This is a genomic window from Brevundimonas sp. UBA2416 (assembly GCF_002343105.1).
In the GTDB taxonomy this organism is placed as follows: domain Bacteria; phylum Pseudomonadota; class Alphaproteobacteria; order Caulobacterales; family Caulobacteraceae; genus Brevundimonas.
In genome coordinates this window covers 15,091-38,785 of sequence record NZ_DDRM01000044.1, presented here as the reverse complement: position 1 = coordinate 38,785, position 23,695 = coordinate 15,091, and the positions used below count along the sequence as shown (strand labels likewise).

General features: G+C 68.1%; 26 protein-coding genes. 10 read left to right on the top strand and 16 right to left on the bottom strand.

Annotation, left to right across the window (positions count from 1 at the left end; genetic code table 11):
• On the bottom strand, positions 1–354 hold a 354-nt coding region (locus tag B3E43_RS14360; protein ID WP_349677591.1), incomplete at its 3' end, for an AIR synthase related protein.
• A 59-nt stretch (positions 355–413) separates the two neighbouring features.
• Between B3E43_RS14360 and B3E43_RS14355 the strand changes: the two genes are divergently transcribed.
• The gene (locus tag B3E43_RS14355; protein WP_292030678.1) at positions 414–1,058 is read left to right on the top strand and encodes a peptidylprolyl isomerase; all 645 of its coding nucleotides are present in this window, start codon (positions 414–416) and stop codon (positions 1,056–1,058) included.
• A 131-nt stretch (positions 1,059–1,189) separates the two neighbouring features.
• Entirely contained in the window at positions 1,190–1,384 is a 195-nt protein-coding gene (locus B3E43_RS14350; protein ID WP_292030676.1) for a hypothetical protein, read from the top strand.
• Between the two features lie 94 nt (positions 1,385–1,478).
• Here the strand turns inward: B3E43_RS14350 and B3E43_RS14345 are convergent, their stop codons facing one another.
• The 7 genes from B3E43_RS14345 to purC all read right to left on the bottom strand — a co-directional run bounded on the left by B3E43_RS14345 (position 1,479) and on the right by purC (position 5,219).
• Positions 1,479–2,006: a hypothetical protein gene (locus tag B3E43_RS14345; protein ID WP_292030674.1), complete on the bottom strand. Its 528-nt coding sequence runs from the start codon at positions 2,004–2,006 to the stop codon at positions 1,479–1,481.
• Between the two features lie 133 nt (positions 2,007–2,139).
• Positions 2,140–2,802: a phosphoribosylformylglycinamidine synthase subunit PurQ gene (gene purQ / locus B3E43_RS14340; protein WP_292030672.1), complete on the bottom strand. Its 663-nt coding sequence runs from the start codon at positions 2,800–2,802 to the stop codon at positions 2,140–2,142.
• 33 nt (positions 2,803–2,835) lie between these two features.
• The gene (locus tag B3E43_RS14335) at positions 2,836–3,549 is read right to left on the bottom strand and encodes an HD domain-containing protein (RefSeq protein ID WP_292030670.1); all 714 of its coding nucleotides are present in this window, start codon (positions 3,547–3,549) and stop codon (positions 2,836–2,838) included.
• 25 nt (positions 3,550–3,574) lie between these two features.
• The gene (locus B3E43_RS14330; protein WP_292030667.1) at positions 3,575–4,039 is read right to left on the bottom strand and encodes a YbhB/YbcL family Raf kinase inhibitor-like protein; all 465 of its coding nucleotides are present in this window, start codon (positions 4,037–4,039) and stop codon (positions 3,575–3,577) included.
• Between the two features lie 57 nt (positions 4,040–4,096).
• Positions 4,097–4,228 carry a hypothetical protein gene (locus tag B3E43_RS14325; protein ID WP_292030665.1) on the bottom strand — a complete coding sequence of 44 codons (132 nt, stop codon included), beginning with the start codon at positions 4,226–4,228 and terminating at the stop codon, positions 4,097–4,099.
• Positions 4,225–4,461: a phosphoribosylformylglycinamidine synthase subunit PurS gene (gene purS, locus B3E43_RS14320; protein WP_292030663.1), complete on the bottom strand. Its 237-nt coding sequence runs from the start codon at positions 4,459–4,461 to the stop codon at positions 4,225–4,227. Before purS ends, B3E43_RS14325 begins: the two co-directional genes overlap by 4 nt.
• Entirely contained in the window at positions 4,461–5,219 is a 759-nt protein-coding gene (purC, locus tag B3E43_RS14315) for a phosphoribosylaminoimidazolesuccinocarboxamide synthase (RefSeq protein ID WP_292030714.1), read from the bottom strand. The genes purS and purC overlap by 1 nt, the downstream gene beginning before the upstream one ends.
• Before the next feature lie 273 nt (positions 5,220–5,492).
• Between purC and B3E43_RS14310 the strand changes: the two genes are divergently transcribed.
• On the top strand, positions 5,493–5,816 hold the full coding sequence (locus B3E43_RS14310; RefSeq protein ID WP_292030660.1) for a DUF1476 domain-containing protein: 324 nt from the start codon (positions 5,493–5,495) through the stop codon (positions 5,814–5,816).
• Positions 5,817–5,892: 76 nt separating this feature from the next.
• Here B3E43_RS14310 and B3E43_RS14305 read toward each other — a convergent pair whose 3' ends face one another.
• The 4 genes from B3E43_RS14305 to purB all read right to left on the bottom strand — a co-directional run bounded on the left by B3E43_RS14305 (position 5,893) and on the right by purB (position 8,736).
• Positions 5,893–6,486 carry a fasciclin domain-containing protein gene (locus tag B3E43_RS14305; RefSeq protein WP_292030658.1) on the bottom strand — a complete coding sequence of 198 codons (594 nt, stop codon included), beginning with the start codon at positions 6,484–6,486 and terminating at the stop codon, positions 5,893–5,895.
• A gap of 86 nt (positions 6,487–6,572) precedes the next feature.
• Positions 6,573–7,097, bottom strand: coding sequence for a DNA-deoxyinosine glycosylase (locus tag B3E43_RS14300; RefSeq protein ID WP_292030656.1), 525 nt, complete (start codon positions 7,095–7,097; stop codon positions 6,573–6,575).
• Positions 7,098–7,436 (bottom strand): hypothetical protein, encoded by a 339-nt coding sequence (locus B3E43_RS14295; protein WP_292030654.1) that lies wholly within the window; start codon positions 7,434–7,436, stop codon positions 7,098–7,100.
• Between the two features lies 1 nt (position 7,437).
• Positions 7,438–8,736 (bottom strand): adenylosuccinate lyase, encoded by a 1,299-nt coding sequence (gene purB, locus B3E43_RS14290; RefSeq protein WP_292030652.1) that lies wholly within the window; start codon positions 8,734–8,736, stop codon positions 7,438–7,440.
• A gap of 125 nt (positions 8,737–8,861) precedes the next feature.
• Here purB and B3E43_RS14285 point away from each other — a divergent pair, with 125 nt between their 5' ends.
• Positions 8,862–9,512: a glutathione S-transferase gene (locus tag B3E43_RS14285; protein WP_292030649.1), complete on the top strand. Its 651-nt coding sequence runs from the start codon at positions 8,862–8,864 to the stop codon at positions 9,510–9,512.
• Positions 9,513–9,699: 187 nt separating this feature from the next.
• Here B3E43_RS14285 and B3E43_RS14280 read toward each other — a convergent pair whose 3' ends face one another.
• Positions 9,700–11,373: a lytic transglycosylase domain-containing protein gene (locus B3E43_RS14280; RefSeq protein WP_292030647.1), complete on the bottom strand. Its 1,674-nt coding sequence runs from the start codon at positions 11,371–11,373 to the stop codon at positions 9,700–9,702.
• A 158-nt stretch (positions 11,374–11,531) separates the two neighbouring features.
• Positions 11,532–12,320: a uracil-DNA glycosylase gene (locus B3E43_RS14275; protein ID WP_292030712.1), complete on the bottom strand. Its 789-nt coding sequence runs from the start codon at positions 12,318–12,320 to the stop codon at positions 11,532–11,534.
• Positions 12,321–12,520: 200 nt separating this feature from the next.
• Here B3E43_RS14275 and B3E43_RS14270 point away from each other — a divergent pair, with 200 nt between their 5' ends.
• On the top strand, positions 12,521–14,170 hold the full coding sequence (locus tag B3E43_RS14270) for an electron transfer flavoprotein-ubiquinone oxidoreductase (RefSeq protein WP_292030711.1): 1,650 nt from the start codon (positions 12,521–12,523) through the stop codon (positions 14,168–14,170).
• Position 14,171: 1 nt separating this feature from the next.
• Here B3E43_RS14270 and B3E43_RS14265 read toward each other — a convergent pair whose 3' ends face one another.
• Positions 14,172–16,064: a S9 family peptidase gene (locus B3E43_RS14265; protein WP_292030645.1), complete on the bottom strand. Its 1,893-nt coding sequence runs from the start codon at positions 16,062–16,064 to the stop codon at positions 14,172–14,174.
• 161 nt (positions 16,065–16,225) lie between these two features.
• Here B3E43_RS14265 and B3E43_RS14260 point away from each other — a divergent pair, with 161 nt between their 5' ends.
• From B3E43_RS14260 to B3E43_RS14250, 3 genes are read left to right on the top strand one after another with little or no spacing between them, the layout of a single operon-like run.
• Positions 16,226–18,046, top strand: coding sequence for a tetratricopeptide repeat protein (locus tag B3E43_RS14260; RefSeq protein WP_292030642.1), 1,821 nt, complete (start codon positions 16,226–16,228; stop codon positions 18,044–18,046).
• Between the two features lie 3 nt (positions 18,047–18,049).
• The gene (locus B3E43_RS14255) at positions 18,050–18,916 is read left to right on the top strand and encodes a 4-(cytidine 5'-diphospho)-2-C-methyl-D-erythritol kinase (protein ID WP_292030639.1); all 867 of its coding nucleotides are present in this window, start codon (positions 18,050–18,052) and stop codon (positions 18,914–18,916) included.
• Positions 18,917–18,969: 53 nt separating this feature from the next.
• On the top strand, positions 18,970–19,902 hold the full coding sequence (locus B3E43_RS14250) for a hypothetical protein (protein WP_292030637.1): 933 nt from the start codon (positions 18,970–18,972) through the stop codon (positions 19,900–19,902).
• Positions 19,903–20,011: 109 nt separating this feature from the next.
• Here B3E43_RS14250 and B3E43_RS14245 read toward each other — a convergent pair whose 3' ends face one another.
• The gene (locus tag B3E43_RS14245; RefSeq protein WP_292030635.1) at positions 20,012–20,755 is read right to left on the bottom strand and encodes a polysaccharide deacetylase family protein; all 744 of its coding nucleotides are present in this window, start codon (positions 20,753–20,755) and stop codon (positions 20,012–20,014) included.
• Between the two features lie 116 nt (positions 20,756–20,871).
• Here B3E43_RS14245 and B3E43_RS14240 point away from each other — a divergent pair, with 116 nt between their 5' ends.
• Complete coding sequence (locus tag B3E43_RS14240; RefSeq protein WP_292030633.1) at positions 20,872–21,759, top strand: glycine--tRNA ligase subunit alpha; 888 nt, start codon at positions 20,872–20,874, stop codon at positions 21,757–21,759.
• A partial coding sequence (glyS, locus tag B3E43_RS14235) for a glycine--tRNA ligase subunit beta (RefSeq protein WP_292030631.1) occupies positions 21,759–23,695 on the top strand: 1,937 nt, incomplete at its 3' end. The genes B3E43_RS14240 and glyS, both read left to right, overlap by 1 nt.

Below are 23,695 nucleotides of genomic sequence, written 5' to 3'. Positions count from 1 at the left end.
GACGTCGCGCAGGATGCCGCCCACCCCCGTCGCCGCGCCCTGGTAGGGCTCGATGTAGGAGGGGTGGTTGTGGCTCTCCATCTTGAAGATGCAGGCCTGGCCGTCGCCGATGTCGATCACGCCGGCGTTCTCGCCCGGACCGCAGATCACCTTCGGCCCCTTGGTCGGGAACTTGCCGAGGTGCTTGCGCGAGGATTTGTAGGAGCAGTGCTCGCTCCACATCACCGAGAACACGCCCAGCTCGACGAGATTGGGCTCGCGGTTCAGGCGTTTGAGGATGACGGCGTATTCGTCCGGCTTGAGGCCGAACTCGACGGCCGTTTCGGCCATGGTCTTCGCGGGGGAGGCGGTCATGCCGGGCTGTTAGCGGATTCCGCTCGAAATGTCACAGCGGGCGAGGCAGTCTCGGCCTCATGAAACATCATCGCAGACAGGTGCTAGGCGGACTGGCCGGCCTGCCGCTCGTCGCGGCGGCCACGTCCGCCCTCGGCCAGACCCCGCCGCCGCCGATTCCGCCGGCCCCAGGACCCCGCATCCGGTTCGAGACGGCCCAGGGCGCCTTCGTCATCGAGGTCTATCCCGACCGCGCGCCGCTGACCGCCGGCAGCTTCCTGCGATATGTGGACGAAAGCCGGCTGGAGGGCGCGCACTTCTATCGGGCGATCAGCTTCGCCGGCATGCCCGACGTGGGGCTGCTGCAGGGCGGGCTGAACGGCAAGGGCAAGCGCATGCTGCCGCCGGTGGCGCACGAGTCGACCAAGCAGACGGGCCTGACCCACAAGAACGGCGCCGTTTCGCTGGCCCGGGAAGGGCCCGGCTCGGCGACCTGCGAGTTCTTCGTCTGCCTGGGCGACATGTCCAACGGCCTGGACGCCGATCCACGCCAGCCGGGCGACAACCTCGGCTATGCCGTCTTCGGCCAGGTGGTCGAGGGCATGGAGGTGATCAAGGCGCTGCATCGCGCGCCGGTCTCGCCGACCAAGGGCGCCGAGTACGGCATGGCCGGCCAGATGCTGGATCCGACGCTGCCGATCACATCCATCGCCCGCGCGACCTGAGCGTCGGGCAGCCGACGTCGATCTCCCGCAGGCGTGATGGCCGCCGCCGGAACGTCGCGGACTCGGACCCGTTCTCTTCCTGCGCCGACCAGCCCCCGCCCGGTCGGCGCGCGTAACCAAGGGAGAGCCTCATGGCCGACAACACTCGCGAAAATCCCCAGCAGCAGCCGAACACCCCGCAGCGCCAGAACCCGGACCAGCAGCAACAGCAGCAGGGCGGCCAGCGCGACCGTCAGCCGGGCCAGGCGGGCGAGCAGGGCCGCAAGGACCAGGGCGGCCAGATGGATCGCGACGCCAATCGCGAATCTGAAGGCGGCCGCCGCTAGCGGGCGCCCGCAGCCATTCGGTGAACGGCCTTTCGAGCGCGCCGTTCGCTGAGAGAAGGGGCCGGACGCGAAGGCGCCGGCCCTTTCGCTCGGGTCAGCGCGGCGCGACCGCGCGGCGGGCGGCCCAGACCGTTCCGAACAGGAACGGGGCCACGAGGACGACCAGGATGATCGCCGTCGCCAGCGCACCGGGGATGGTCAGGTACTCGCCGAGCTGAATGCGCTGGTCGCCGCCCGCCAACTGGTCGCGGACCACGGGGTAGCCGAGATTGAGGGCGAAGGCGGCGCTGACCAGCATCACGAAGACCATGGCCAACCGGTTCCGGGCCAGCGCCAGGAATCCCGCCGCCACGGCCAGCAGCCAAACGGCGCCGGCGACGATGGTCACCGCCAGTCCCGCATCGGCCTGGGCGAAGCCGAATCCGTAGCCGACATACTCAGGATCGAGATAGCCGCGCACCGGGGCGGCCGAATTCAGCCCCGCGACCAGCAGATGCGCCAGCGACACGAAGCCGGCCGCCAGGCCCGCCTTGGCGCGACGGGCCACGAGCGTCCAAACCACCACTAGGAGCGCGAGGACGCCGAGGGCGACCACCGCCCAGTTGATGCCGGATACGTCCACGAACAAGCCCTCCCCAAGCAGGCGGGCGCAATCTGTTTCGAGGTCCGCGACCCCGCCAGCGAATTCGCCGCGCAGGAGACCGCTCCTGCGAGGTGGCCCTGCGCCGCGCGACCGCGGGCGCGGACGCCGCTCGTCAGGCGCTGGCCAGGGCGCTCTGGAACAGGATGGCGCCGTCGGCCGATCCGAGGTCGGCCTCGAAGGCGCGGTCCGGGTGGGGCATCATGCCCAGTACGTTTCCGGCCTCGTTGACGATGCCGGCGATGTCGTCGACCGACCCGTTCGGATTCTCAAGATAGCGGAACACCACCTGGCCCTCGCCCTCGATGCGGGCCAGGGTCTCCTTGTCGGCGAAAAAGTTGCCCTCGCCATTGCCGATCGTCATCGTCACCTCGCGCCGGCCCTGGTAGCCGGCGGTGAAGCGGGTCTGGGCGTTGGTCACCTCGAGCCCGATCGGCTTGCAGACGTACTTGAGCCCTTCATTGCGCAGCAGGGCGCCGGGCAGCAGGCCCGCCTCGCACAGGATCTGGAAGCCGTTGCAGATGCCGACCACGGCCACGCCGTCGTCGGCGGCCTTTTTCACCGCCTGCATGACCGGTGACAGCACCGCCATGGCGCCACAACGCAGATAGTCGCCGTAGGAGAAGCCGCCCGGCAGGACAATCAGATCAAGGCCCGACGGCAGCTCGGTCTCCTGATGCCAGACCATTTCGACCTGCTCGCCGGTCGAGCGTTCGATGGCGACCTTGCAGTCGCGATCGCAGTTGGAACCCGGGAAGACGATGACGGCTGCGCTCATGGCGCGGCCCTGTAGCAGCGTTTGCCGCTCATGTCAGGGTCTGGCGCCCTCGGGCGTCTCACGACGGACTTCGGCGAGGAAATCAGTCATCACCGCGACCCGCTGTACGGCCATGTCGCGAGCCGGAGCGGTCTTGAGACGCGGCGGGATATCGGCGGCGAATCGCTCGATCCGTCTCAGGGCGAGGTCGTAGTCGTGCGCCTCGCCCGTCGCCGCCAGCATGCGCGCTGCCCCGAGCGCGCCAAGGAAGTCCAGCGCGTCGGCGTCGTGCAGGACCACGGCTTCGGGACCCTCCGGTTCCTTGTCGTACATATGGCCCAGGATCGCGGCGCGAACGGCCGGGAATTTCTCCATCGGGAAACCGGCCTCGGTCAGGAACGGTTCAGCCAGCTCCACCGAGCGGACGGCATGATCAACTCCTGGGAGGTCGAACGGCTCGATTCCGCCCCAGTCATGCAGGAAGGCGGCTGCGAACAGGACATCGGGGTCGATCGTCAGCCCATCGGCCTGCGCGAGGGCCATCCCCAGCACATAGTTGCGCTCGGAGTGACGCACGCCCCAGCTCGGGTGCAGGAAATGGGTGTTCGCCTGTTCGTACACGGCGCGCCGCCAGGGACTGTCCAGCGGGATGCCGGCGGGCGTCGCGGTCGGGGCGGCCGCGACCGCCGGGGCATCCTGCGCCGACGAGGCGGAGGGCGCGGTCAGCAACAGAATGCCTGCCGCGATAGCCAGTGCCGAGGTCTTCATGCCGCCCTCCTGATAGATGTCGCGCTCAGCCGCGGTTCTCGTACACGCCGGTAATCGAGGCCTTTGCCAGGGTGTGGAAATGCAGGTTGAAGCCGAAGATGGCCCCCGAATTGTCGGGCGTCACATCAAGTCGTTCTACATCCACGGCGAAGACGGTGAAGATGTACCGATGCGGGCCGTGACCCTGCGGCGGAGCGGCGCCGCCGAACCCCGGCGTCCCGAAATCCGTCCGGCCCTCGACGGCGCCGGACGGAACGGCAGCGCCTTCGGCCAGCTCGGTCACACCGGTGGGAATGTTGGCCACCGTCCAGTGCCAGAAGCCCGAACCGGTCGGCGCATCAGGGTCGAAACAGGTGATGGCGAAGCTCTTCGTGCCCGCCGGCGCGCCGGACCAGCGCAGCTGCGGCGAACGGTTGCCCTTGGCCTGCACCTGAGCGTCGGGAAGGGGGCCGCCGTCCGCGAAACCGGTTGAGGTCAGGGTGAAGGTCATGGCGGGGTTCCTCGCTGTGGCTGGACTGACCCTAACGCACGAAGGCGGCCCACGTCGCTAGTGCGCCGCTTCCTTGGCCGCCGGGGTAAAGGCCCGATCGTCCGTCAGCCCGCCGGCCAGCGCGGCCGCGAAGATCAGCACGCCGACGACGACAAAGGCCGTGACGGAAAACTGGATCAGCCGCTTCATGCGACCTCGATGCGGTAGCTTTCGATCACGGTGTTGGCCAACAGCTGCTCGCACATCTTCTTCGCCTCGGCAGCGGGATCGGCGGCGCCGTCCAGATCGAACTCGATCAGCTTGCCGACGCGAGCATTGGCGACTCCGGCCCAGCCCAGTCCGTGCAGGGCGCCTTCGACGGCCTTGCCCTGGACATCCAGCACTCCGGGCTTGAGGAAGACGTGAACCTTGACCCTGGCCATCAGTGCAATCCCCCCTGAATCACGGTCGGCATATCCTTCATGATACCGAGGCGGCGGGCCACCTCGGTATAGCTTTCAATGACATTGCCCAGATCGCGGCGGAAGCGGTCCTTGTCCAGCTTCTCGCCTGTATTGGTGTCCCACAGGCGGCAGGAGTCCGGGCTGATCTCGTCGGCCAGCAGGACGCGCGAGAAGTCGTTCTCCCACACCCGGCCGAACTCGATCTTGAAGTCCACCAGGGTGATGCCGACGGCCCCGAACATGCCCGACAGATAGTCGTTCACCCGCACCGTCATGGCCAGCATGTCGTCCAGTTCCTGGGTCGTGGCCCAGTTGAAGGCGGTGATGTGCTCTTCCGTGACCATCGGGTCGTTGAGCTCGTCCTTCTTCAGATAGAATTCGATGATCGAGCGGGGCAGGGGCGTGCCCTCGTCGATGCCGAGGCGCTGGCTCATCGAGCCGGCGACGATGTTGCGGCAGACGACCTCCAGCGGAATGATCTCGACCTCGCGGATCAGCTGCTCGCGCAGGTTCAGCCGTTTGATGAAGTGGTTGGTCACGCCGATGCCGTTCAGGCGCGACATGATGAACTCGCTGATGCGGTTGTTGATGACGCCCTTGCCTTCCAGCTGGGCCTTCTTCTCGCCGTTGAAAGCCGTGGCGTCGTCCTTGAAATACTGGATCAGGGTGCCGGGCTCGGGTCCCTCGTAGAGGATCTTGGCCTTGCCCTCGTAAATCTTCTTGCGTTTGACGTTCATCATGGTTGGTCCGGGCGGGGCACGACGGAAACGGCTATCGCGCGGCCAGAGGGTGATCTGGGCGGCTCAATCCGGAATCGGGCGGGCGGGAAAAAGTCGCGGGAACCCTTAGCGGATGCGGCGCCGCGACACAAACCGACGGCGTTGCCGCGAGGCCGGTCGCTGTGGTGTCGCAACCCGGCGAGTTCCGGTTGCGTTCGGCCATGGGGCGGCTATAGACCACCTCGACTGCGGCCATACTTTCGGTCGCCCAAACGGAGCCTAGCAACGCCCATGACGACCTTTGACGATCGGGAAAAGGGCTTCGAGTCCAAATACGCCCTCGATCAGGAACAGGAGTTCAAGGCGATCGCCCGGCGCAACAAGCTGCTGGGCCTTTGGGCCGCCGAGAAGATGGGCCTGAACGACGAGCGGGCCCAGGAATACGGCCGCGCCATCGTCAAGGCCGATTTCGAACAGCCGGGCGAGGAAGACGTCTACCGCAAGATCGCCCAGGATCTTGAAGGCGCGGGCCTGACCGTCTCCGAGGGCGAGATCCGTCGCAAGATGGATGAACTGTCCTCGGTGGCGCGCGAGCAGATTCGCAACGACGAATAGTCGGAGCGTTACCGCCGACGAAAAAGGGCCGCTCCAGCGATGGAGCGGCCCTTCTCGTATCCGGACCAGGCCGGATTTAGTTGGGCATCACGACCGTATCAATGGCGTGGATCACACCGTTCGAGGCCGCAACATCGGCCTGGACGACGCGCGAGACGCCGCCATTCTCGTCAGTCAGGGTGACCGAGCCATCGGCGCCGACACGGGCGGTCAGCACGCCGCCTTCGACCGTCGTCAGGGCGGCGCTGCCGCCGCCGGCCTGAATCTGCTGCGTCAGGGTCGCGGCATCCACCCGACCCGGGACCACGTGGTAGGTCAGGATCTTGGTCAGGTCAGCCTTGCCGGCCGGGGCCATCAGGCTATCACGCGTGGCGGCCGGGACCTTTTCGAAGGCGGCATTGGTCGGGGCGAAGACCGTGAACGGTCCGGCGCCGCCGAGTGTGCCGGCCAGATCGGCGGAGGTCACGGCGCTGACCAGGGTGCTAAAGTCCGGGTTGCCCTGGGCCACAGCGACAACGGTGCCGCTGGCGGCGGGGGCCGGGGCCGTCGCCGAAGTGTCGGCCGACATGGCGTCTGCCGGGGCGGCTTGCTCGGCATTGTTGCAGGCGGCGAGGCCCAGCAGGGCGGCGATCGATACGCCGGCAAGCGTGGCGGTGCGGGTGATCTTCATGGGTCTACTCTCCTGAGCGACCGCCCTGTCGGCGGTTCGCGGGGAGGTACTGCTCAGCGGTTCAAAGGATGCATCATCACCCGCAATCAGGGCGCGACACGTGACCGCACCCCTTCCACCGGCCGGAGAAATCTCGCCAGCACTGACCAGGCCGCCGCCTTCTCCGCCAGCGGCCGGGTGTAGGCGGGGCTGGAGGAGGGCAGGTCGATCAGGTCAATGCCTGCGCGAAGGCTCAGGCTGCGCTTCCCGATCCGCGCTGCGGTCGCTCCGTTGAAGGCGATGGCGCGCAGACACGGCAGGCTGCCAGTCAGCCGATTGAGATCGGCGGCCTCCGCATTGCGGATAGCGCCATCCAGACTGCCGGGTCGCTCAGCGCTGGCGATCACATCCCACAAACCCACACCCTCCGCCTTCAGTGCCTCCAGCCGGTCAGGATATGGCAGGGCCGTGAGGTCGACGCCGATCGCCCCGCCGACCAGCCGCCAGAAGCCATTCTGCGGATGACCATAGTACTGGCCCGCCCTCAACGAGGCGTCGCCGGGCAGGCTGCCGAGGATCAACAGGCGGCTGTTCGCGTCGACGACCGGGTCGAAGGCGCACTTGGGCGGCATTCAGGACGGCGTGATCATGTTGACGGTGAACTGGAATCGAATCCCTTCGGCCGGTCGACCGTCTTCCCAGGTGTAACGGTAGGCGCGGGCCGAACATTCGGCCGCATAGCGCTCTTCGCGTGTCAGCTCGGCTGACGGGAAAGTGCATGCCGTGGGGCGTCCCACCGAATTGACAGTGCATTCGATCGGAATGGCGCGACGACCCGGCGTGAGATTTCGCTGGCAGCGTCCAACCCCGCCAGAAGGGGGATCAAAGACCCGGGTGAGGATGCCCTGGCCAGTATCCACCCTGTCTTGCGGAGCGAGCAGAGCCATCAGGAAAGCCGCCGCGAAAAACATCTCAGCCTCCGAACACCCGCGCGAACACCGTATCGACGTGCTTCGTGTGGTAACCGATATCGAAGAGGTCTTCGAGTTGTTCCGCCGGCAGGGTCACCCGCGCGTCGGCCTTCAGGAAATCCAGGAACCGCCCCTCGCCGCGCCAGACCTTCATGGCGTTCTCCTGCACCGCGGCATAGGCGTCCTCGCGCGAAACGCCTGCCTGCGTCAGGGCCAGCATGACCCGCTGGGAATGGACCAGCCCGCCCAGCAGGTTGAGGTTTTTTTCCATATTGGCCGGATAGACGTTCAGCCGCTCGACCACGCCGGCCAGCCGGTGCAGGGCGAAATCGAGGTGGATGGTGGCGTCCGGACCGATGCCGCGCTCGACCGAGGAATGGCTGATGTCCCGCTCGTGCCAGAGGGCGACATTCTCCATCGCGGGCACCACGGCCGACCGCACCAGCCGGGCCAGACCGGTCAGGTTCTCGGTCAGGATCGGATTGCGCTTGTGCGGCATGGCCGACGAGCCCTTCTGGCCCTTGTCGAAGAACTCCTCGGCCTCCAGCACCTCGGTGCGCTGCAGGTGTCGTATCTCCGTCGCCAGACGCTCGATCGATGAAGCGACGATCCCGAGGGCGGCGAAGAAGGCGGCATGACGGTCGCGCGGGATGACCTGGGTCGAGACCGGCTCGACCTGCAGACCCATTCGGTCGGCCACATAGGCTTCCACCGCCGGATCGACGTTGGCGAAGGTCCCGACGGCGCCGGAGATGGCGCAGGTGGCGATCTCCTCCTTGGCGGTGAGCAGGCGGCGTTTCGCCCGCTGGAATTCTGCGTGATAGCCGGCCAGCTTGAGTCCGAAGGTGACCGGCTCGGCGTGGATGCCATGGCTGCGACCGACGCAGGGGGTCAGCCTGTGCTCCTTCGCCCGTGTTTCCAGCGCGGCCAGCACCCGGTCGACGCCCTCGATCAGCAGGTCGGAGGCGCGCGACAGCTGGACCGCGAAACAGGTGTCCAGCACATCCGACGACGTCATGCCCTGGTGCAGGAAGCGGGCTTCCTCGCCGACAATCTCGGATACATGGGTCAGGAAGGCGATCACGTCGTGTTTGGTGGTGCGTTCGATCTCGTCGATGCGGTCGGCGTCGAACACCACATCCTTGCCCTTGGCCCAGATCGCCTCGGCGGCTTCGGTCGGGATGACGCCCAGTTCGGCCATCTTGGTGGCGGCGTGCGCCTCGATCTCGAACCAGATCCGGTACCTGGTCTCCTGGGACCAGATGGCGACGGCGGCGGGGCGGGAATAGCGGCTGATCATGGGGGCGGGGTGTCAGGCGAGGGCGCGGTCGAGTCAAGCGCGGCTTGTGCCGGGGGCCTTCGAACTGATTGGCGGGATGCCCTGAAGCGCCTTATGCCTGAGCCCCACCCCTGAGGAGCGCGACCATGGAACTGATCATCGGCCCGAGGCTGTATTCGACCTGGTCCCTGCGCCCCTGGCTGGTGTTGAAGCGGTGCAAGGCCGACTTCACGGTGCGTGAGATCGACATCTATTCGCCGGCGGGTCAGGCCGAACTGGAACAGGTATCGCCGTCCCGCCTCGTGCCCCTGCTGAACGTCGAGGGCGTCACGGTCTGGGATTCCATGGCCATCTCGGTCTGGTGCGCCGAGCGTTATCCCGAGGTCCGGCTTTGGCCCGCCGATCCTCACGCTCGCTGGCTCGCCCGATCGGCGGCGTGTGAGATGCACGGCGGCTTCACGGCGCTGCGCAACGACTGCGGCATGGGGCCCGACCACACCATGGTCGGACCGGACCGCTCGCCGCCGCCCAAGGGCGAAGCGGTCGAACGTGATATCCGCCGCATCGTCAGCCTGTGGATGGAGATGCGCGGACGCTTCGGCTCCGGCGGGCCATATCTGTTCGGCGAATGGTCCGTGCCCGACGCCTTCTTCACTCCCGTCGCCACGCGGTTCCGGCATTACCAGATCGATCTAGCGGCCCATGGCGACGACGGCTCGGCTGCGGCCTATCGCGACGCGCTTCTGGCCCAACCGGACTTCCTCGAATGGTCGGCCGAGGCGCTGTCGGGTCGTTAACCGCCCCACGGAACCCGCTCTTAAGACAACGCCGGTATGTATGGGCCTTCAGGAGCGCAGAAGCGTTCGGGGGTCCGCCGATGTCCATGCCCGCAGAACAGCCCGGAGCACGCCGCCCCAGCCTGATGGTCTATGGCCTGATGATTGTGATCGCCTGCTGCCTGCCGGCCTTGCTGCTGGTCAATATCTAGTTGGCGCCGGCCGTCGGCGCCGAGGCCACCTCGAGCGGCTGGGCGAGCACGGGCGGCGGGGCGACATAGTCCAGAGACAGCGGAACCAACGTCGCGCCAGAGGCGACGGCGTCCAGGGTGTGCAACGGCCGCCCGTTCATGCGCTGGTAGATCCAGTAGGCCGCCACGACCTTTTCGACATACTCGCGGGCCTGGGGCACGTCGATCGTCTCGATCAGCAGCAGCGGATCGGCGTCAGGGCCCAGTTTGCGTACGGCGGCGACCATGGGGCCGGGCCCGGCATTGTAGGAGGCCGCGGCGCGAAGCAGATCGCCGTTGATCGCGGGCATGGCCAGCACCCGGTTTACATAGGCCTGCCCAAGACGGGCGTTTACGTTGGGCTGAAACAGCCGCTCCGGTTCGCTGACGAAGCCCCGGTCGCCCGACAGCTCGGCGGCGGTGGTCGGCATCACCTGCATCAGGCCGAAGGCGCCCGCCCCTGACCGGGCCCGCGCGTTGAAGCCGCTTTCCTTGCGGGCGATGGCGTAGACCAGCGAGCGTTCAATGGTGAAGCCGCCGTCGGGCTCGATGGCGGGCTGGGCGTAGTGGGTGGCGTCGATCCGGCGCACATCGTCGCCCGAACCGGTGACTCTCGGACCCAGAGCGCGGCCGAGGGCGGCCCAAAGCTGGCGGCCGCGGTCGGTGACGGCGGCGCGCAGGCCGGTCCGAAGCTCTTCGCGCGCATCGGACCGGCGTCCGATCTCGTAGAAGGCCACAGTGCGACGCGCGCGGGGCTCCGAGCGGATGAATTCTTCCAGTTCGTCGGCATCGACCCCGATCGGTTCCTCGGCCTGCCAGGAGACGCGTTGCACACCGCCGCCGCTCGCATAGGGGGTCGGCCCGAGATTTTCGATCGCCGGTTCCTCGCCCAGCTGCCGCAGGGCGATCTGGCCATAGAAGGTGGCGGGCCAGGTTCCGGCGCGACGCAACAAGGGCTGGACGCGGTCCTGCTGGCCGGACCTTCCCGCTGAACGCGCGGCCCAGAAGGCGGCGCCGGAGCGGACCCATCCGTCCTCGGTCGGATCGTCCAGAACGCGTTCAAAAGAGACCTTGGCGGCGGCGAATTCGCCGAGCCGGTACTGGGCCAGGCCGACCGTCCACCAGTCGCCGATCTGCTCGCCGATCGTAACGGCGCCGGTCAGGTCGTCGCGGTTCAGGGCGACCCGGGCGGCCTTCATCGGGTCCGCCTCGGTGTTTCCGCCCGCGGCCTCGATCCGGTTCCAGTAGCGTCCGCCGCCCATCCGGGACGGTTGTCGAGGTTCGGCCGCGCCGTCCGGGCGGCGGCGCATGGCCAAATTCCAGGCGCGTTCGGCGCTGGGGAGATCCGAATACTCCTCCAGCCAGGCCGCGAGCTCTTCAAAGGTGGCGGTATGGTCGGCGTGGAAAAGGCGCTCGAATTCCACCTGCCCCAGAAGGACGCGGTCCTGGGCCTGTCGCGCCGAGTTTCGAGCGGCCTCCAGGTCGCCGCGGCGAAGGGCGTCGAAGGCGGTCGTGTAGTTGAGACGGTCCGCGGCGCTCAGGGTCGAAAGGGGGCGACGTTCGCCCTCCTCGGCGTGCACGGCGCCGGCGAGGGCGCACAACACCAATGCCAACGTCGGCGCGAGAATCGCGCGGCGGAAACCAGATCGCACTTTGGGCGGCCCCCCTGAGAGCGGCGAGCGACCCGTCTCGACCCGGGTCAGTTCGCGCTGTTCGTTCGGTCGTCAGGCCAGAAAGGCGCCACTGCCTCGGCCCAGGTCAAGATTTCACCCCTTTTTGGGGCGGTTTTGAGTCTGAAGAGTGAACGAGCTTAACCGTCAGCCTCGATCCGCGCCGCCAGCGACAGCAGATCGGCCCAGACATCGCGCTTGGCGAGAGGCTGCCGCAGCAGGAAGGCCGGGTGGAGGGTCGGCAGGGCGGGCGCGGACACGGCACCCTCCGCCAGCCGCCATTCCCGCCACTGTCCGCGCATCCGCATGATGCCCTCGTCGGTCGCCAGCACCGACTTGGCCGACGCTGCACCCAGTAGCAGAACGGCTTTCGGCTTCAGCAGTGCGAAGGCGCGTTCCACGAAGGGGGCGCAGACCGCCTGTTCCGCGGCCGTCGGCGTGCGGTTGCCCGGCGGCCGCCAGAAGACGGTGTTGGTGATGAACACCCGGCCTTCCAGCCCGGCTTCGGCGAGCATCCGGTCCAGCAACTGGCCGGCCTTGCCGATGAAGGGCTGGCCGCGTGCGTCCTCTTCCGCGCCGGGCCCCTCGCCGATAATCAACACCTCGGCCTCGGGATTGCCGCGACAAAACACCGCCTGTTTCGCCCCCATGCCGCGCAGCGGGCAGCCTTCGAAGCTCGCAATGGCGAGGCCCAGGGCCTCCAGCGTGTCTGCGTCGGCCGCCAGCCGCCGCGCCTCGGACAGGGCGTCCCCGGCTGAGACGATCGGCGTCACCGAGGCTGTGGCCTTTGCTACCGCCTTTACGGCGGGCGGCGGAACGACATGCGTCCGGTCGACAGGCGCGTCTTCGAAACAGGCATCGACGCCCGCATCCCGCCAGAAGGCGAGCAGGCTTTCGGCGCTGGCGGTGTCGAGGTGCGGCGTTGTCATCGGGTGGATGCGCACAGGGATAGTCCTTGACCACCCTTGCGTCACCTTCGGATAAGCGGAAAACAGCAAGACCCCACCGACTGCGAGGACATCCCATGGCCGAGAACGCCATCGAAGGCGGCGCAACCAACGCCTGGCAGGAAGCCGTGATCGACAAGCTGCCGCCCGCCGAAGCCCTGGCCGGAGTCGAGCGCGAGGTCATGGAGTATGACGTCGTCATCGTCGGTGGCGGCCCTGCAGGCCTGTCAGCCGCCATCCGCCTGAAGCAGCGGGCGGAGAAGGACGGCAAGGAGATCACCGTTGCGGTGCTTGAGAAGTCGGCCGAGATCGGCGGCCACATCCTGTCGGGCGCCGTCATCGATCCGAAGGCGCTGAAGGAGCTGTTCCCGGACTGGAAGGCGCGCGGCGCGCCGTTGGAGACCCCGGTGACCGAGGATCGGTTCATGATCCTGGGGCCCATGGGGCAGGCCTCGTTGCCGATGCCGCTGCTGCCGCCGATCATGCACAATGACGGCTGCTACATCGCCTCGCTGGGCAATCTCGCCCGCTGGCTGGGCGAGCAGGCCGAGGCGCTGGGCGTCGAGGTCTATCCGGGCATGGCCGCCAGTCATGTGGTCTGGGACGAACCCTCCGGCCGGGTGAAGGGCGTTGTCGCTGGCGTCTTCGGCATCGACCGCCACGGCAAGCCGACCGACGACTTCCAGCCCGGCATCGAGCTGCACGGCAAATACGTCTTCATCGCCGAGGGCGTGCGCGGCTCGCTGGCCAAGACGATCATGGCCCGGCACAACCTGTGCGACGCCGCCGACCCGCAGAAATTCGGCATTGGCCTGAAAGAGCTGTGGCAGGTCCCGGCCGAACAGCATCGCCCCGGCCTGGCCCAGCACACCACCGGCTGGCCGCTGGACGAGTTCACCGGCGGCGGCAGCTTCATGTACCATTTCGGCGACCGCTACGTGGCCATCGGCTACGTCGTGCACCTGAACTACAAGAACCCGCATCTGTCCCCGTTCGACGAGTTCCAGCGCTTCAAGCATCACCCCGCGATCAGCGAGCATCTGGAGGGCGGGACGCGCATCTCCTATGGCGCGCGGGCGATCACCGAGGGCGGCTTCCAGTCGGTGCCGAAGCTCAGCTTCCCGGGCGGGGTCCTGATCGGCTGCTCGGCCGGTTTCGTGAACGTGCCGCGCATCAAGGGCAGCCACAACGCCATGAAGACCGGCATGCTGGCCGCGGACGCCGCCTATGACGCCGTCATGGCCGGTCGTTCAGGCGACCAGCTGGTCGACTACCAGACGGCCTATGAGAAGAGCTGGGTCTACAAGGAGCTGAAACAGGTCCGGAACGCCAAACCCTATCTGTCGAAATTCGGCACGACGCTCGGCGGGGCGCTGGGCCTGTTCGATATGTGGTTCTCGTCGCTGTTCCGCGTGAACCTGCCGTGGACGCTGAAGCACGGAAAGACCGACGCCGCCTCGACCCAGAAGGCCGCGCAGCACAAGGCGATCGCCTATCCGAAACCAGACGGGAAGCTGTCGTTCGACAAACTGTCGTCGGTCTTCATCTCCAACACCAACCATGCCGAGGAACAGCCCGCGCACCTGAAGCTGCTGGACCCGTCGATCCCGATCCGGGTCAATCTGCCCGAATACGGCGAGCCGGCGCGTCTCTACTGCCCCGCAGGCGTCTACGAAGTCCTGTACGACGCGGACGGCAAGTCCAATCCGCGCTTCCAGATCAACGCCCAGAACTGCGTCCACTGCAAAACCTGCGACATCAAGGATCCGTCGCAGAACATCGTCTGGACCACGCCCGAGGGCGGCGGCGGGCCGAACTATCCGAACATGTAGGTCAGGGCCGCGCCGCCAGCGTCCGTTCGAAGAAGCTCACGATCGCGGTCGTTGAGCGGATCCGGTTTGGCAGCTTCCGCCACCCGTGACCCTCGTCCGGGAACAGCACATATTCGACCGGCACATCGCGCGCCCGCAGGCTGTTGACGATCTGCTCCGCCTCGACCACCGGCACATTGGTGTCATTCGCGCCGTGCAGGATGATCAGGGGCGTCGTCACGATGTCGATCTTGTGGATCGGCGAAAGGGCGCGAAGCATGTCTGCCTCGGTGACGGGATTGCCGTATTCGACGGTCGAGATCGCCGCCATCCACGGCTCGGTCTGGGCGAAGAAGGTCTCGAAATTGACCACGCCGAACAGATTGGCGCCGCCGGCGAACATGTCGGGATATTCGGTGACCCCGGCCATCACCATGTATCCGCCGTAGGACCCCCCCATGATCCCCAGCCGCGCCGGGTCGGCGATCCCGGCGGCGACCAGATGATCGGTGGTGGCCTTGATGTCGCGCACGCCGTCGACGCGCAGGGGGCCGTTGTCGAGATTGACGAACCGTTTGCCGAAGCCGGACGAGCCGCGGACATTGGGCGCGAAGACGGTGATGCCGCGCGCCACCAGCGCCTGGGTCACATCGCTCATCGACGGCCGGGACTGGCCCTCCGGCCCGCCATGATAGTTGGCCACCACTGGCCCGGGACCGGTCGCCCCGACCGGGCGGTACAGCCAGCCAGACAGTTCCTCCCCGTCATGGGCCCGATAGGTGACCAGGGTCGGCCGCACCAGCGTGGCCAGGTCCACGCCGTCATGGGCGCTGCGGGTCAACTGGGCCAGCGTACCCGATCCGATGTCCAGCCGGTGGATGTCGCCCGGTCGGTTCGCGCCAGAGCCCGACAGCGCCAGCGTCTCGCCGTCCCGCGACAGGACGCTACCCGAGACGATGTCCATCGGCAGGGCGGGGCCGGGCGTGACCACGCCGGTCGCCGTGTCCAGCCAGGACAGTTCGCTACGGCCCGAAGCGTTCCAGAACAGGGCCGCGCGCCGTCCGTCATGCGACAGGCTTGCTGACTCGGCCTCGGCGTCCGCCCGCTCGGCGATGATCCGGATCGGACCCGGCGTTCCGTCGGCCGTCAGATCGATTACCCCGAAGGCCTGCCGGTCCCGCCCGCCGTTTGACATGACATGGATGCGCCGCCCGTCCGGGGAAAACTCGCCCCAGCCGAAGGTTGCGGTCTCCGTATGGGGCGTCAGCAGGGTTTCGGTCCCGGACGCCAGATCGACGAGGTACAGGTTGTTGTCGCCGCGGCTGACCAGCCGGGTGATGACCGCATGGCGACCGTCGGGGCTCAGGTCCAACAGTCGGCTGACGCCGGCGCCGTCGCTGACCGGGGTCGCCACGCCCGTGGCGACATCGATCAGCACCGGCTCGAACCGGGCCGGATCGCGCGCGTTCGAGGCCGCCATCAGCCTGCGTCCGTCGTCGGTCCAGCCCGTCAGCGCATTGTTCTCGCGCCCCCCGGCGGTCAGGCGGCGCGCGCCGGAGCCGTCGGGATGGCTGACATAAATCTGGACGTTCAGACCGCCGCCGGGCGCGACGTCCCAGGCGATCTGATCCCCGGCCGGCGACCATTCGACCGACTGAACCGGGTCGTTCAGGTGGGTGATCTGGCGGGCATCGCTGCCATCCGCGGCCATGGTCCAGACCTGGGGGATGCCGCTGGCGGAGGAGATGAAGGCGATCCGCGCGCCGTCGGGCGAGAAACTGGGTCCGCCCGCGAACCGGATGCTGGCGATGGCTTCGACGGTACGCGCCACGTCCGGATCCGCCGTGGACTGCGCCATCGCCGGCGATCCTCCGGTCAGAATGGCGGCAAGAACGACCGAGGCCAGAATGCGCATATCTTTTCCCCCTGATCCTTCGACGCTCCCATGCAGGGTCATTCGGGGCAAGGGTTCGTCGCATCTCCGCGGCGACCCTGCGAATCTGCGACTCGCCCAATTCTTCTTGGGTTGGGCGAGAGGCCTTGTCGCCGCCTCATAAAGCGGGAAGGTTCGCGGTCATGCGCCTTTCCCGACTGTCCCTGCTCCTGACCGCCTGCGCCCTGGCCGCGCTAGCCGTCCCCGCCGCGGCGCAGGACACGCCGATTGTCGTACCGCCGCCGCGCGCCCTTCCGCCCCCTGCAGCCCCGGCGATGATCATCGGGAATGAGGCGGTTGCACCGGCTGCGCCGGTTACGGTCGTCGCCATTCCGGCCGAGTGGTCGCCGATTCCGACCGACGAGATGGGCCGCACCGCCTATGGCCTGTATCTGTCCGGCCGTCTGGCCGCCTTCCGGGGCGACAACGTCCTGGGCGCTGACCTTCTGGCCCAGAGCCAGGCCCTGACGCCGGAGCAACCGGTCGTTGGCGAGGAAGCCTTTCGAACCGGCCTGTTCGCCGGCGATCTGGAGACCCTCGCGGAGCTGGCGCCCTCGATTCAGGACATGCCCCTGCTGGCCGAGGCCGGGCGGCTGGTTGTGATCGTCGACGCCCTGAACGACGGCGACGCGGCGGCGGGGCTCGTCGCCTTGCGGTCCCAGCCCCTGACCGAACCATTCGAAACCATCGGCCAGTACATCCTGCCAACTCTCGCGGCTTCGGCGGGCGACTGGGATCTCGCCCTGGCATCGGTCGACGCGCCGCTGACCGACATCGACGGTCTGGTGCTGCGCCATCAGCGCGTCCGGTTGCTGGAAAGCCGTCGCCGCCATGCCGAGGCCGAGGCCGAATACCGGGTGATTACGGCCTCCCCGCTGGGGTCCCAGCTGTTCATGGTCGACTTCGGCCGGTTCCTTGAGCGCCGCGGACGGCGTGACGAGGCGCTCGCCCTCTATGAATCCTCTCTGACCGGCCCGTCCCCGGACCCGGAAGCCCTGGTCGGCCGCCGACGGGTGCTGGACCGGGCCGCCGCGCCTCCGATCCCGACGATCCGCGAGAACGCCGCCTTCGCCATCAAACTGGCCGCGATCCAGGCCGCCGAGCGCCGCGAACGGGACGTTTCGACCATCTTCCTGCGTCTCGCCGACAGCCTGGGCCGGGATGACGAGGTCGCCCTTCGTCTGGGTCTGGGTCTGGTGTCCCTTGGCCACGAGGAATCCGCCCGTCGGGCTTTCGGGCGTGTGACCACCGACAATCCGATCCTGTACGCCGGGGCCCAGTACGGTCTGGGGCTGAGCTTCCAGCGGGATGAAATGGAGGAGCAGGCGCTGGCGGCATTCCGCCTTGCCGACGCCTCGGCTCCCGGCCAGATCGAAGTGATTTTCCGGCTGAGCCAGCAGCTGATCGCCATGGACCGGGACGAGGAAGCCCTGGCCGTGTTGAACCGGCCCTCGGTCAATGTCGCGGGACAGCCGCCGGAGCTCCGGCTCCTGCGCGGCGCCACGCTGCAGGAGCTCGGGCGGCTGGATGAGGCCGAGAATGAGCTGTGGGCGGCGCTGACGGCGGCGCCGAACGACCCCACCATCCTCAATACGCTCGGCTATATGTGGGTGGATACCGGCAGGCGCGTCGATCAGGGTGCCGAGATGCTGGCCCGCGCCCACGCCGCTGAACCGACGAATGGCAACATCCAGGACTCGCTCGGCTGGGCCCAGTTCCGGCAGGGGCAGTACGACATCGCTGTCGAAACCCTGGAGGGCGCCGTCAGCAAGGAGCCCGCCAATGCCGAGATCAACGACCACCTCGGCGACGCCTATTGGCAGGTCGGCCGGACGCGCGAGGCGCAGTGGCAGTGGAACCGGGTCCTGACGCTGGACCCCGACGCCGAACGTCGCGCCGAAGTCGAGCAGAAGCTGGCCAAGGGTCTGTCGATCGCGCCGCCGGTGGCCGCCGGCCAGTTCTGACCCATGGCCGCGCTCGCCCGGCTCGCGCCCGCCAAGGTCAATCTGTTCCTGCACGTCGGGCCGCTTGAGGCGGACGGCTACCACCCGCTGGCCAGTCTGGTCGCCTTCGCCGATGTCGGTGACGTGCTGACGATCGATCCGGCGGATCGCCTTTCGCTGGCGGTCACCGGGCCTTTCGCCGGTGCGCTGGAAGGCGAGGACGACAATCTGGTCCTGCGGGCGGTCCGCGCGCTGGGTGTGGGGGCGGGGATCGCCGAGCCGGGACTGCGGATCACCCTCGACAAGCAGTTGCCGGTGGCCGCGGGGCTGGGCGGCGGCTCGTCCGACGCCGGAGCGGCGTTGAAGCTGGTCCGCGACACGCTGGAGCTGCCATTCGACGACGAGGCCCTCGCGGAGATAGCCGCCTCTATCGGCGCCGACGGCCCCATGTGCCTGCATGCCCGCGCGGCCTGGGCCAGAGGGCGAGGGGACGTCCTGACCTTTGAGCCTGCCCTGCCGCCGCTCCCCGCCCTGCTGGTCAATCCGGGCGTCCCGTCATCGACCGGAGCCGTCTATCGGGCTTTCGACGCCGGCGCGCCCGGTCTGGCCGACACGCCGCCGCCGCCATTGGACTGGGCGGCGCCGGCGGTCGAGGCCTGGCTGCAGATGCAACACAACGACCTGCAGGCCCCGGCGGTCGCTCTGGCCCCGGCCATCGGCGACGCCCTCGCGGCGACGGAGGCGCTGCCCGGCGCGCGCCTGACCCGGATGTCGGGGTCGGGCGCCACGGTCTTCGCCCTGTTCGACACCAGCGCCGCCGCCGAGGCCGCCGGACAGACCCTGTCAGCCCTGCACCCCGATTGGTGGGTCCGGCCGACCGTCCTGCGATAGGGCCCGTGCGGGGCTTTAACCGTCGGCAAACCCGTGTCTGGCAGAGTGGCAATATGGAAACGCTCTCGCCCGCCCAGATCGCCGCGTTTGAAGCCGTGCTGAACAAGGTCCCGGTCGAGGATCGCGCCCGGCTTCACGCTCTCAAGGACGCCGCCGCCGCCGCCGCCGCCGGCTCCGCCCCGCACTGGGATTTCGACCAGCCGGGCCACCGGGCGGAGGAGCATCTGGCCGAGGCCTTCGGCGCCGGCCTGACCGACGACCATCGCCGGGCTCTTGTCGCCCTGTGGGCGCTGGAGATGCCGGCCCGGGTTCCGGCCGCTGATATGCCCGCCGCGGTGCACGAGCTGTATCCGGAATGGATCCAGCGGCTCGCCGACTTCCTGACCGCCGCCGCCGATCCCTATGACCGCGACTTCTGGGCCAAGGATGTGCGCATCTCGCTGGTCCTCAGCGTGCCCGGCGCCCGCACCCAGATGATCGACCTGTCCTCGCCCATGGGGCCGGGGCAGGTGCTGCGCCACGCCCGCGAGGGCTGGGGCTGGTCGGTGATCCCGGCCTATGCCGCCGCCCAGGCCTGGAAGCCGTGGCTGGAGGTCCATACCGAGAGCCGCGAACTGTCCGACTTCAACGAGGCCGGCTGGGACCGCGCCTGGGCGACGGCCGCCGAGATCTGCAAGCGTCGGCCGGAGATGGCCGGCATGCTGGGCTCGAGCTGGTTCTATGATCCGCCGCTGGAGCAGATCAGTCCCCGCCTCGCCTATCTGCGGCTCAACCTGCTGAAGCACGGCGCCTTCATGGTGCATCAGGGGCCGGGCGAGATTCACACCCAGCGCGCCGCCACCTCCTCGCCGACCCGCGCCGCCCTGATCGAGGCCGGCGAATACACGGCCCGTTCGTGGATCGTGGCCTTCCCGCGCGCCGCCCTGATCAAATGGGCGGATGCGCGCAAGGCGGCGATGCAGTCGGAGACCGCCCGCGCCGCCTGACCCGCGACCGATTTTGACGCAGGGCCGTGCGAGGCTCCGCGCCATGCAAACGACCGGTCCGCACTATGCGCACTATGCGCACGGTGTTTTTGGTGTGCGGAGCGGTCCTTCAGGCTTTCGTGCGCATTGCGGCCCAGGCGACGCCCACCGGCGCGATCTCCAGTCCGACCGTTTTCGCCGCCCTCAGCACCCGGTCCAGATCGGCGGGGGTGCAGCCATAGTCCGTGGGGCGATCCGAGACGTCGTGTCCGTAGGCGGTCAGCCAGCCTTTCGACGCGGCCGCTTCGGCCATCAGGGCTTCGAGGTCGTAGCCGGGGAGGCGGCGGCTTTCGAGGCCGATGCTCTTGATCAGGGCCCGGTCCTCGCGGCCGGCGTTGACGCCGTCGCGGACGCCGCGGGCCATGGCGAAGCGCGTGCGCACCACCCGCTTGGCCGACACCGTCGCGTCCCCGAAGGGCCAGGCGAAGGTGGTCATGCGGTGGCCGTCCAGCCGCTCGGCCACCCAGGCGGCGTTGGCGTCGAGGCTGAGGCGGAGGGCTTCGGCGTCCATACGCAGGGCGCTGGTGTGGCCGAAGGTGTGGCAGCCGACCTCGTGGCCGGCGGCGTGCAGGGCCTGCAGGTGCGGAACCTGGAACTGGTCGCGGTCCATGTTGACGCCGTCGGCGAGGCCGCCGCAGACATAGTAGGTGGCTTTCACGCCGTGGTCGGCGAGGATCGGCCCGGCCTCGGTCCAGGCGCTGGCGGGGAAGTCGTCGAAGCTCAGCGAGAAGACCCCGCGCGCCGGCGCGATCTCCACCGCCTCGATGTCGAGATAGCGCGCGGCCCGCCGGCGCATCTGGTCGATCTGCTTCATGGCGGTGGTCATAGCGCGGGGGCGCTTAAGGAAGGGTTTGGCGGGGCTTCGCCTTGCCGCCAAAGGGCCGCCCGTCTAGGGTCCGCGGCCTTCTTTCCCGGACGAAAAAGCTGCCCGTGACGACCGAACCGCTCGCCTTCCAGGACCTGATCCTGACGCTCCACAAATACTGGGGCGATCAGGGCTGCGCCATTCTGCAGCCCTATGACATCGAGGTCGGGGCGGGGACGCTGCATCCGGCGACGGTGCTGCGGGCGCTGGGGCCGCGCCCGTGGAAGGCGGCCTATGTGCAGCCGTCGCGGCGGCCGGGCGACGGCCGCTATGGCGAAAATCCCAATAGATTACAGCACTATTACCAGTATCAGGTGATCCTGAAGCCGAACCCCGAGAACCTGCAGGCCCTCTATCTGGGTTCGCTGGCGGCGATCGGGATCGATCCGAAACTGCACGACATCCGCTTCGTCGAGGACGACTGGGAGAACCCCACGGTCGGGGCCTGGGGGCTGGGCTGGGAGGTCTGGTGCGACGGGATGGAGGTGACCCAGTTCACCTATTTCCAGGGCGTCGGCGGGATCGAGGTCGATGTGGTCTCGGGCGAGCTGACCTACGGGCTGGAGCGTCTGGCGATGTACGTGCAGGGCGTCGACAACGTCTACGACCTGAAGTTCACGAAAGAGGGGCTGACCTATGGCGAGGTCTTCCTAGAGAACGAGCGCCAGCAGTCGGAGGCCAATTTCCACGGCTATGACGTCGATGGACTGAAACGCCGGTTCGAGGACATGGTCGGCGAGGTCGGGCGGTTGCTGGCCATGAAGGGCCCGCAGGATCAGGCGCTGGTTCTGCCGGCCTATGATCAGGTGCTGAAGGCCAGCCATCTGTTCAACCTGATGGACGCGCGCGGGGCGATCGCGGTGGCGGAACGGCAGAGTTACATCGGGCGGATACGGGACCTCTGCAAGGCTTGCGCGACCGAATGGGTCGAGCAGGAAAGGGGGCGCGTCTGATGGCCCAGCTTCTTCTCGAACTGTTCTCCGAAGAGATCCCGGCCCGCATGCAGGGCGGGGCGGCGCGTGACCTTGAGCGGATGGCGGCGGAGCGGCTGAAGGCCGCGGGGCTGACGTATGAGGCGCTGACGACTTTCGCGGGGCCGCGGCGGCTGACGCTGGTGGTCGAGGGCCTGCCGGCGGCGACGCCGGACCGCGAGGAAGAGGTCAAGGGCCCGCGGGCCAATGCGCCGGAGCAGGCGCTGGAGGGCTTCCTGAGGAAGACCGGCCTGACGAAGGACCAACTGGTCGAGCGCGATGGGGTGTTCTTCGCCGTGCTCAGCAGCAAGGGCCAGGCGACGGCCGCCCTGATCCCGGAGATGGTCGACCAGATCGTGCGGGGTTTCCCCTGGCCCAAGTCGATGCGCTGGGGTTCGGGCACGCTGCGCTGGGTGCGGCCGCTGAAGCGGATCGTGGCCCTGTTCGACGGCCATGTCGTGCCGTTCGAGATCGACGGCATCGTTTCGGGCGCGCTGACCGAGGGGCACCGCTTCCTCGGCTGCGGCCGGCCGTTCGCGGTCAAGGATTTCGCCGACTATCGCGCCAAGCTGGAAAGCGATTTCGTCCTGCTGGACGCGGCCGACCGGCGGCTGAAGATCCTCGAGGCGGCGCAGAAGGTCTGCGCCGACCGCGGGCTGGCTCTCGTCGATGACGACGGTCTGCTGGACGAGGTGGCGGGGCTGGCCGAATGGCCGACGCCCATTCTCGGCGACATGGACCCGGCCTTCCTCAGCCTGCCGCCCGAGGTGGTCCGGCTGTCGATGAAGGTGCACCAGAAATATTTCGCGGTGCGCGATCCGGCGAAACACGGGCTGGCGCCGCATTTCGTGGTGGTGGCCAATGTCGAGGCGACCGACGGCGGCAAGGCGCTGGCCGCCGGCAACAGCCGCGTGCTGTCGGCCCGTCTGGATGACGCCCGCTTCTTCTGGGACGAGGACCTGAAGACCGGCTTCGACGTCTGGGCGAAGAAGCTGGAGGGGGTGACCTTCCATGCGAAGCTGGGGACGCTGGCCGAGCGGGTCGAGCGGATCGCGGCGTTGGCGCGCGAGATCGCGCCGCTGGTGGGGGCTGATCCGGATCAGGCGGAGGCCGCCGCGAAGCTGGCCAAGGCTGACTTGTCGGCCGCCATGGTCGGGGAGTTCCCCGAACTGCAGGGGGTCATGGGCGGCTATTACGCCCGCGCCGCCGGCTATCCGGACGCCGTCGCCGATGCTGTGCGGGACCACTACAAGCCGCAGGGTCCGGCGGACTCCGTGCCGACCGCGCCGCTGACGGTGGCGGTGGCGCTGGCCGACAAGCTGGATACGCTGGTCGGGTTCTTCGCGATTGATGAGAAGCCGACGGGGTCGAAGGATCCGTTTGCTCTGCGGCGGGCGGCGTTGGGGGTCCTCCGCACACTGTTCGCGACCAATGCGCGGATCGCGCTTATGCCATTGCTTACAAAGGCTTCGACGCGGGCCTTCGGCGAATCCGATCCGCAGGATGTCGCGAGCGAACTGACATTCTTCCTGGCGGAAAGACTGAAGGTCTTGTTCCGGGATGAAGGCAAGCGACACGACGTTGCGGCTGCGGTCTTGGCGTACGGCGGCGATGACTACGTCAAACTCCGTTCGCTGATCGAGGCGCTGGACGGCTTCCTGGCCACCGACGACGGGGCCAATCTGCTGGCCGGGTACAAGCGGGCGTCCAACATCCTCAAGGCCGAGGAGAAGAAGGGCGCCGTGCCGACCGGGATGGTGCAGACCGGCCTGCCGGGACAGCCGGAGCAGGAAAGCGCCCTGGCCTTCGCCGCCGCCGCCGCCGCGACCGCCGTGGACGCCGCGCTGGAGACCGAAGACTTCGCCGCCGCCATGACCGCGCTTTCGCGGCTGCGGGCGCCGGTGGACGCCTTCTTCGA

Bases quoted from the DNA above. Each gene is read 5' to 3' on its own strand.
- B3E43_RS14250 (WP_292030637.1), top strand. From the start codon at position 18,970: ATGGAAACGCTCTCGCCCGCCCAGATCGCCGCGTTTGAAGCCGTGCTG.
- B3E43_RS14350 (WP_292030676.1), top strand. From the start codon at position 1,190: ATGGCCGACAACACTCGCGAAAATCCCCAGCAGCAGCCGAACACCCCG.
- B3E43_RS14285 (WP_292030649.1), top strand. From the start codon at position 8,862: ATGGAACTGATCATCGGCCCGAGGCTGTATTCGACCTGGTCCCTGCGC.
- B3E43_RS14335 (WP_292030670.1), bottom strand. From the start codon at position 3,549: ATGAAGACCTCGGCACTGGCTATCGCGGCAGGCATTCTGTTGCTGACC.
- B3E43_RS14245 (WP_292030635.1), bottom strand. From the start codon at position 20,755: ATGAAGCAGATCGACCAGATGCGCCGGCGGGCCGCGCGCTATCTCGAC.
- B3E43_RS14305 (WP_292030658.1), bottom strand. From the start codon at position 6,486: ATGAAGATCACCCGCACCGCCACGCTTGCCGGCGTATCGATCGCCGCC.
- B3E43_RS14260 (WP_292030642.1), top strand. From the start codon at position 16,226: ATGCGCCTTTCCCGACTGTCCCTGCTCCTGACCGCCTGCGCCCTGGCC.
- B3E43_RS14355 (WP_292030678.1), top strand. From the start codon at position 414: ATGAAACATCATCGCAGACAGGTGCTAGGCGGACTGGCCGGCCTGCCG.
- B3E43_RS14310 (WP_292030660.1), top strand. From the start codon at position 5,493: ATGACGACCTTTGACGATCGGGAAAAGGGCTTCGAGTCCAAATACGCC.
- B3E43_RS14255 (WP_292030639.1), top strand. From the start codon at position 18,050: ATGGCCGCGCTCGCCCGGCTCGCGCCCGCCAAGGTCAATCTGTTCCTG.
- B3E43_RS14265 (WP_292030645.1), bottom strand. From the start codon at position 16,064: ATGCGCATTCTGGCCTCGGTCGTTCTTGCCGCCATTCTGACCGGAGGA.
- B3E43_RS14300 (WP_292030656.1), bottom strand. From the start codon at position 7,097: ATGCCGCCCAAGTGCGCCTTCGACCCGGTCGTCGACGCGAACAGCCGC.
- purC (WP_292030714.1), bottom strand. From the start codon at position 5,219: ATGAACGTCAAACGCAAGAAGATTTACGAGGGCAAGGCCAAGATCCTC.
- B3E43_RS14270 (WP_292030711.1), top strand. From the start codon at position 12,521: ATGGAGTATGACGTCGTCATCGTCGGTGGCGGCCCTGCAGGCCTGTCA.
- B3E43_RS14330 (WP_292030667.1), bottom strand. From the start codon at position 4,039: ATGACCTTCACCCTGACCTCAACCGGTTTCGCGGACGGCGGCCCCCTT.
- B3E43_RS14325 (WP_292030665.1), bottom strand. From the start codon at position 4,228: ATGAAGCGGCTGATCCAGTTTTCCGTCACGGCCTTTGTCGTCGTCGGC.
- purB (WP_292030652.1), bottom strand. From the start codon at position 8,736: ATGATCAGCCGCTATTCCCGCCCCGCCGCCGTCGCCATCTGGTCCCAG.
- B3E43_RS14295 (WP_292030654.1), bottom strand. From the start codon at position 7,436: ATGTTTTTCGCGGCGGCTTTCCTGATGGCTCTGCTCGCTCCGCAAGAC.
- B3E43_RS14275 (WP_292030712.1), bottom strand. From the start codon at position 12,320: ATGACAACGCCGCACCTCGACACCGCCAGCGCCGAAAGCCTGCTCGCC.
- purQ (WP_292030672.1), bottom strand. From the start codon at position 2,802: ATGAGCGCAGCCGTCATCGTCTTCCCGGGTTCCAACTGCGATCGCGAC.
- purS (WP_292030663.1), bottom strand. From the start codon at position 4,461: ATGGCCAGGGTCAAGGTTCACGTCTTCCTCAAGCCCGGAGTGCTGGAT.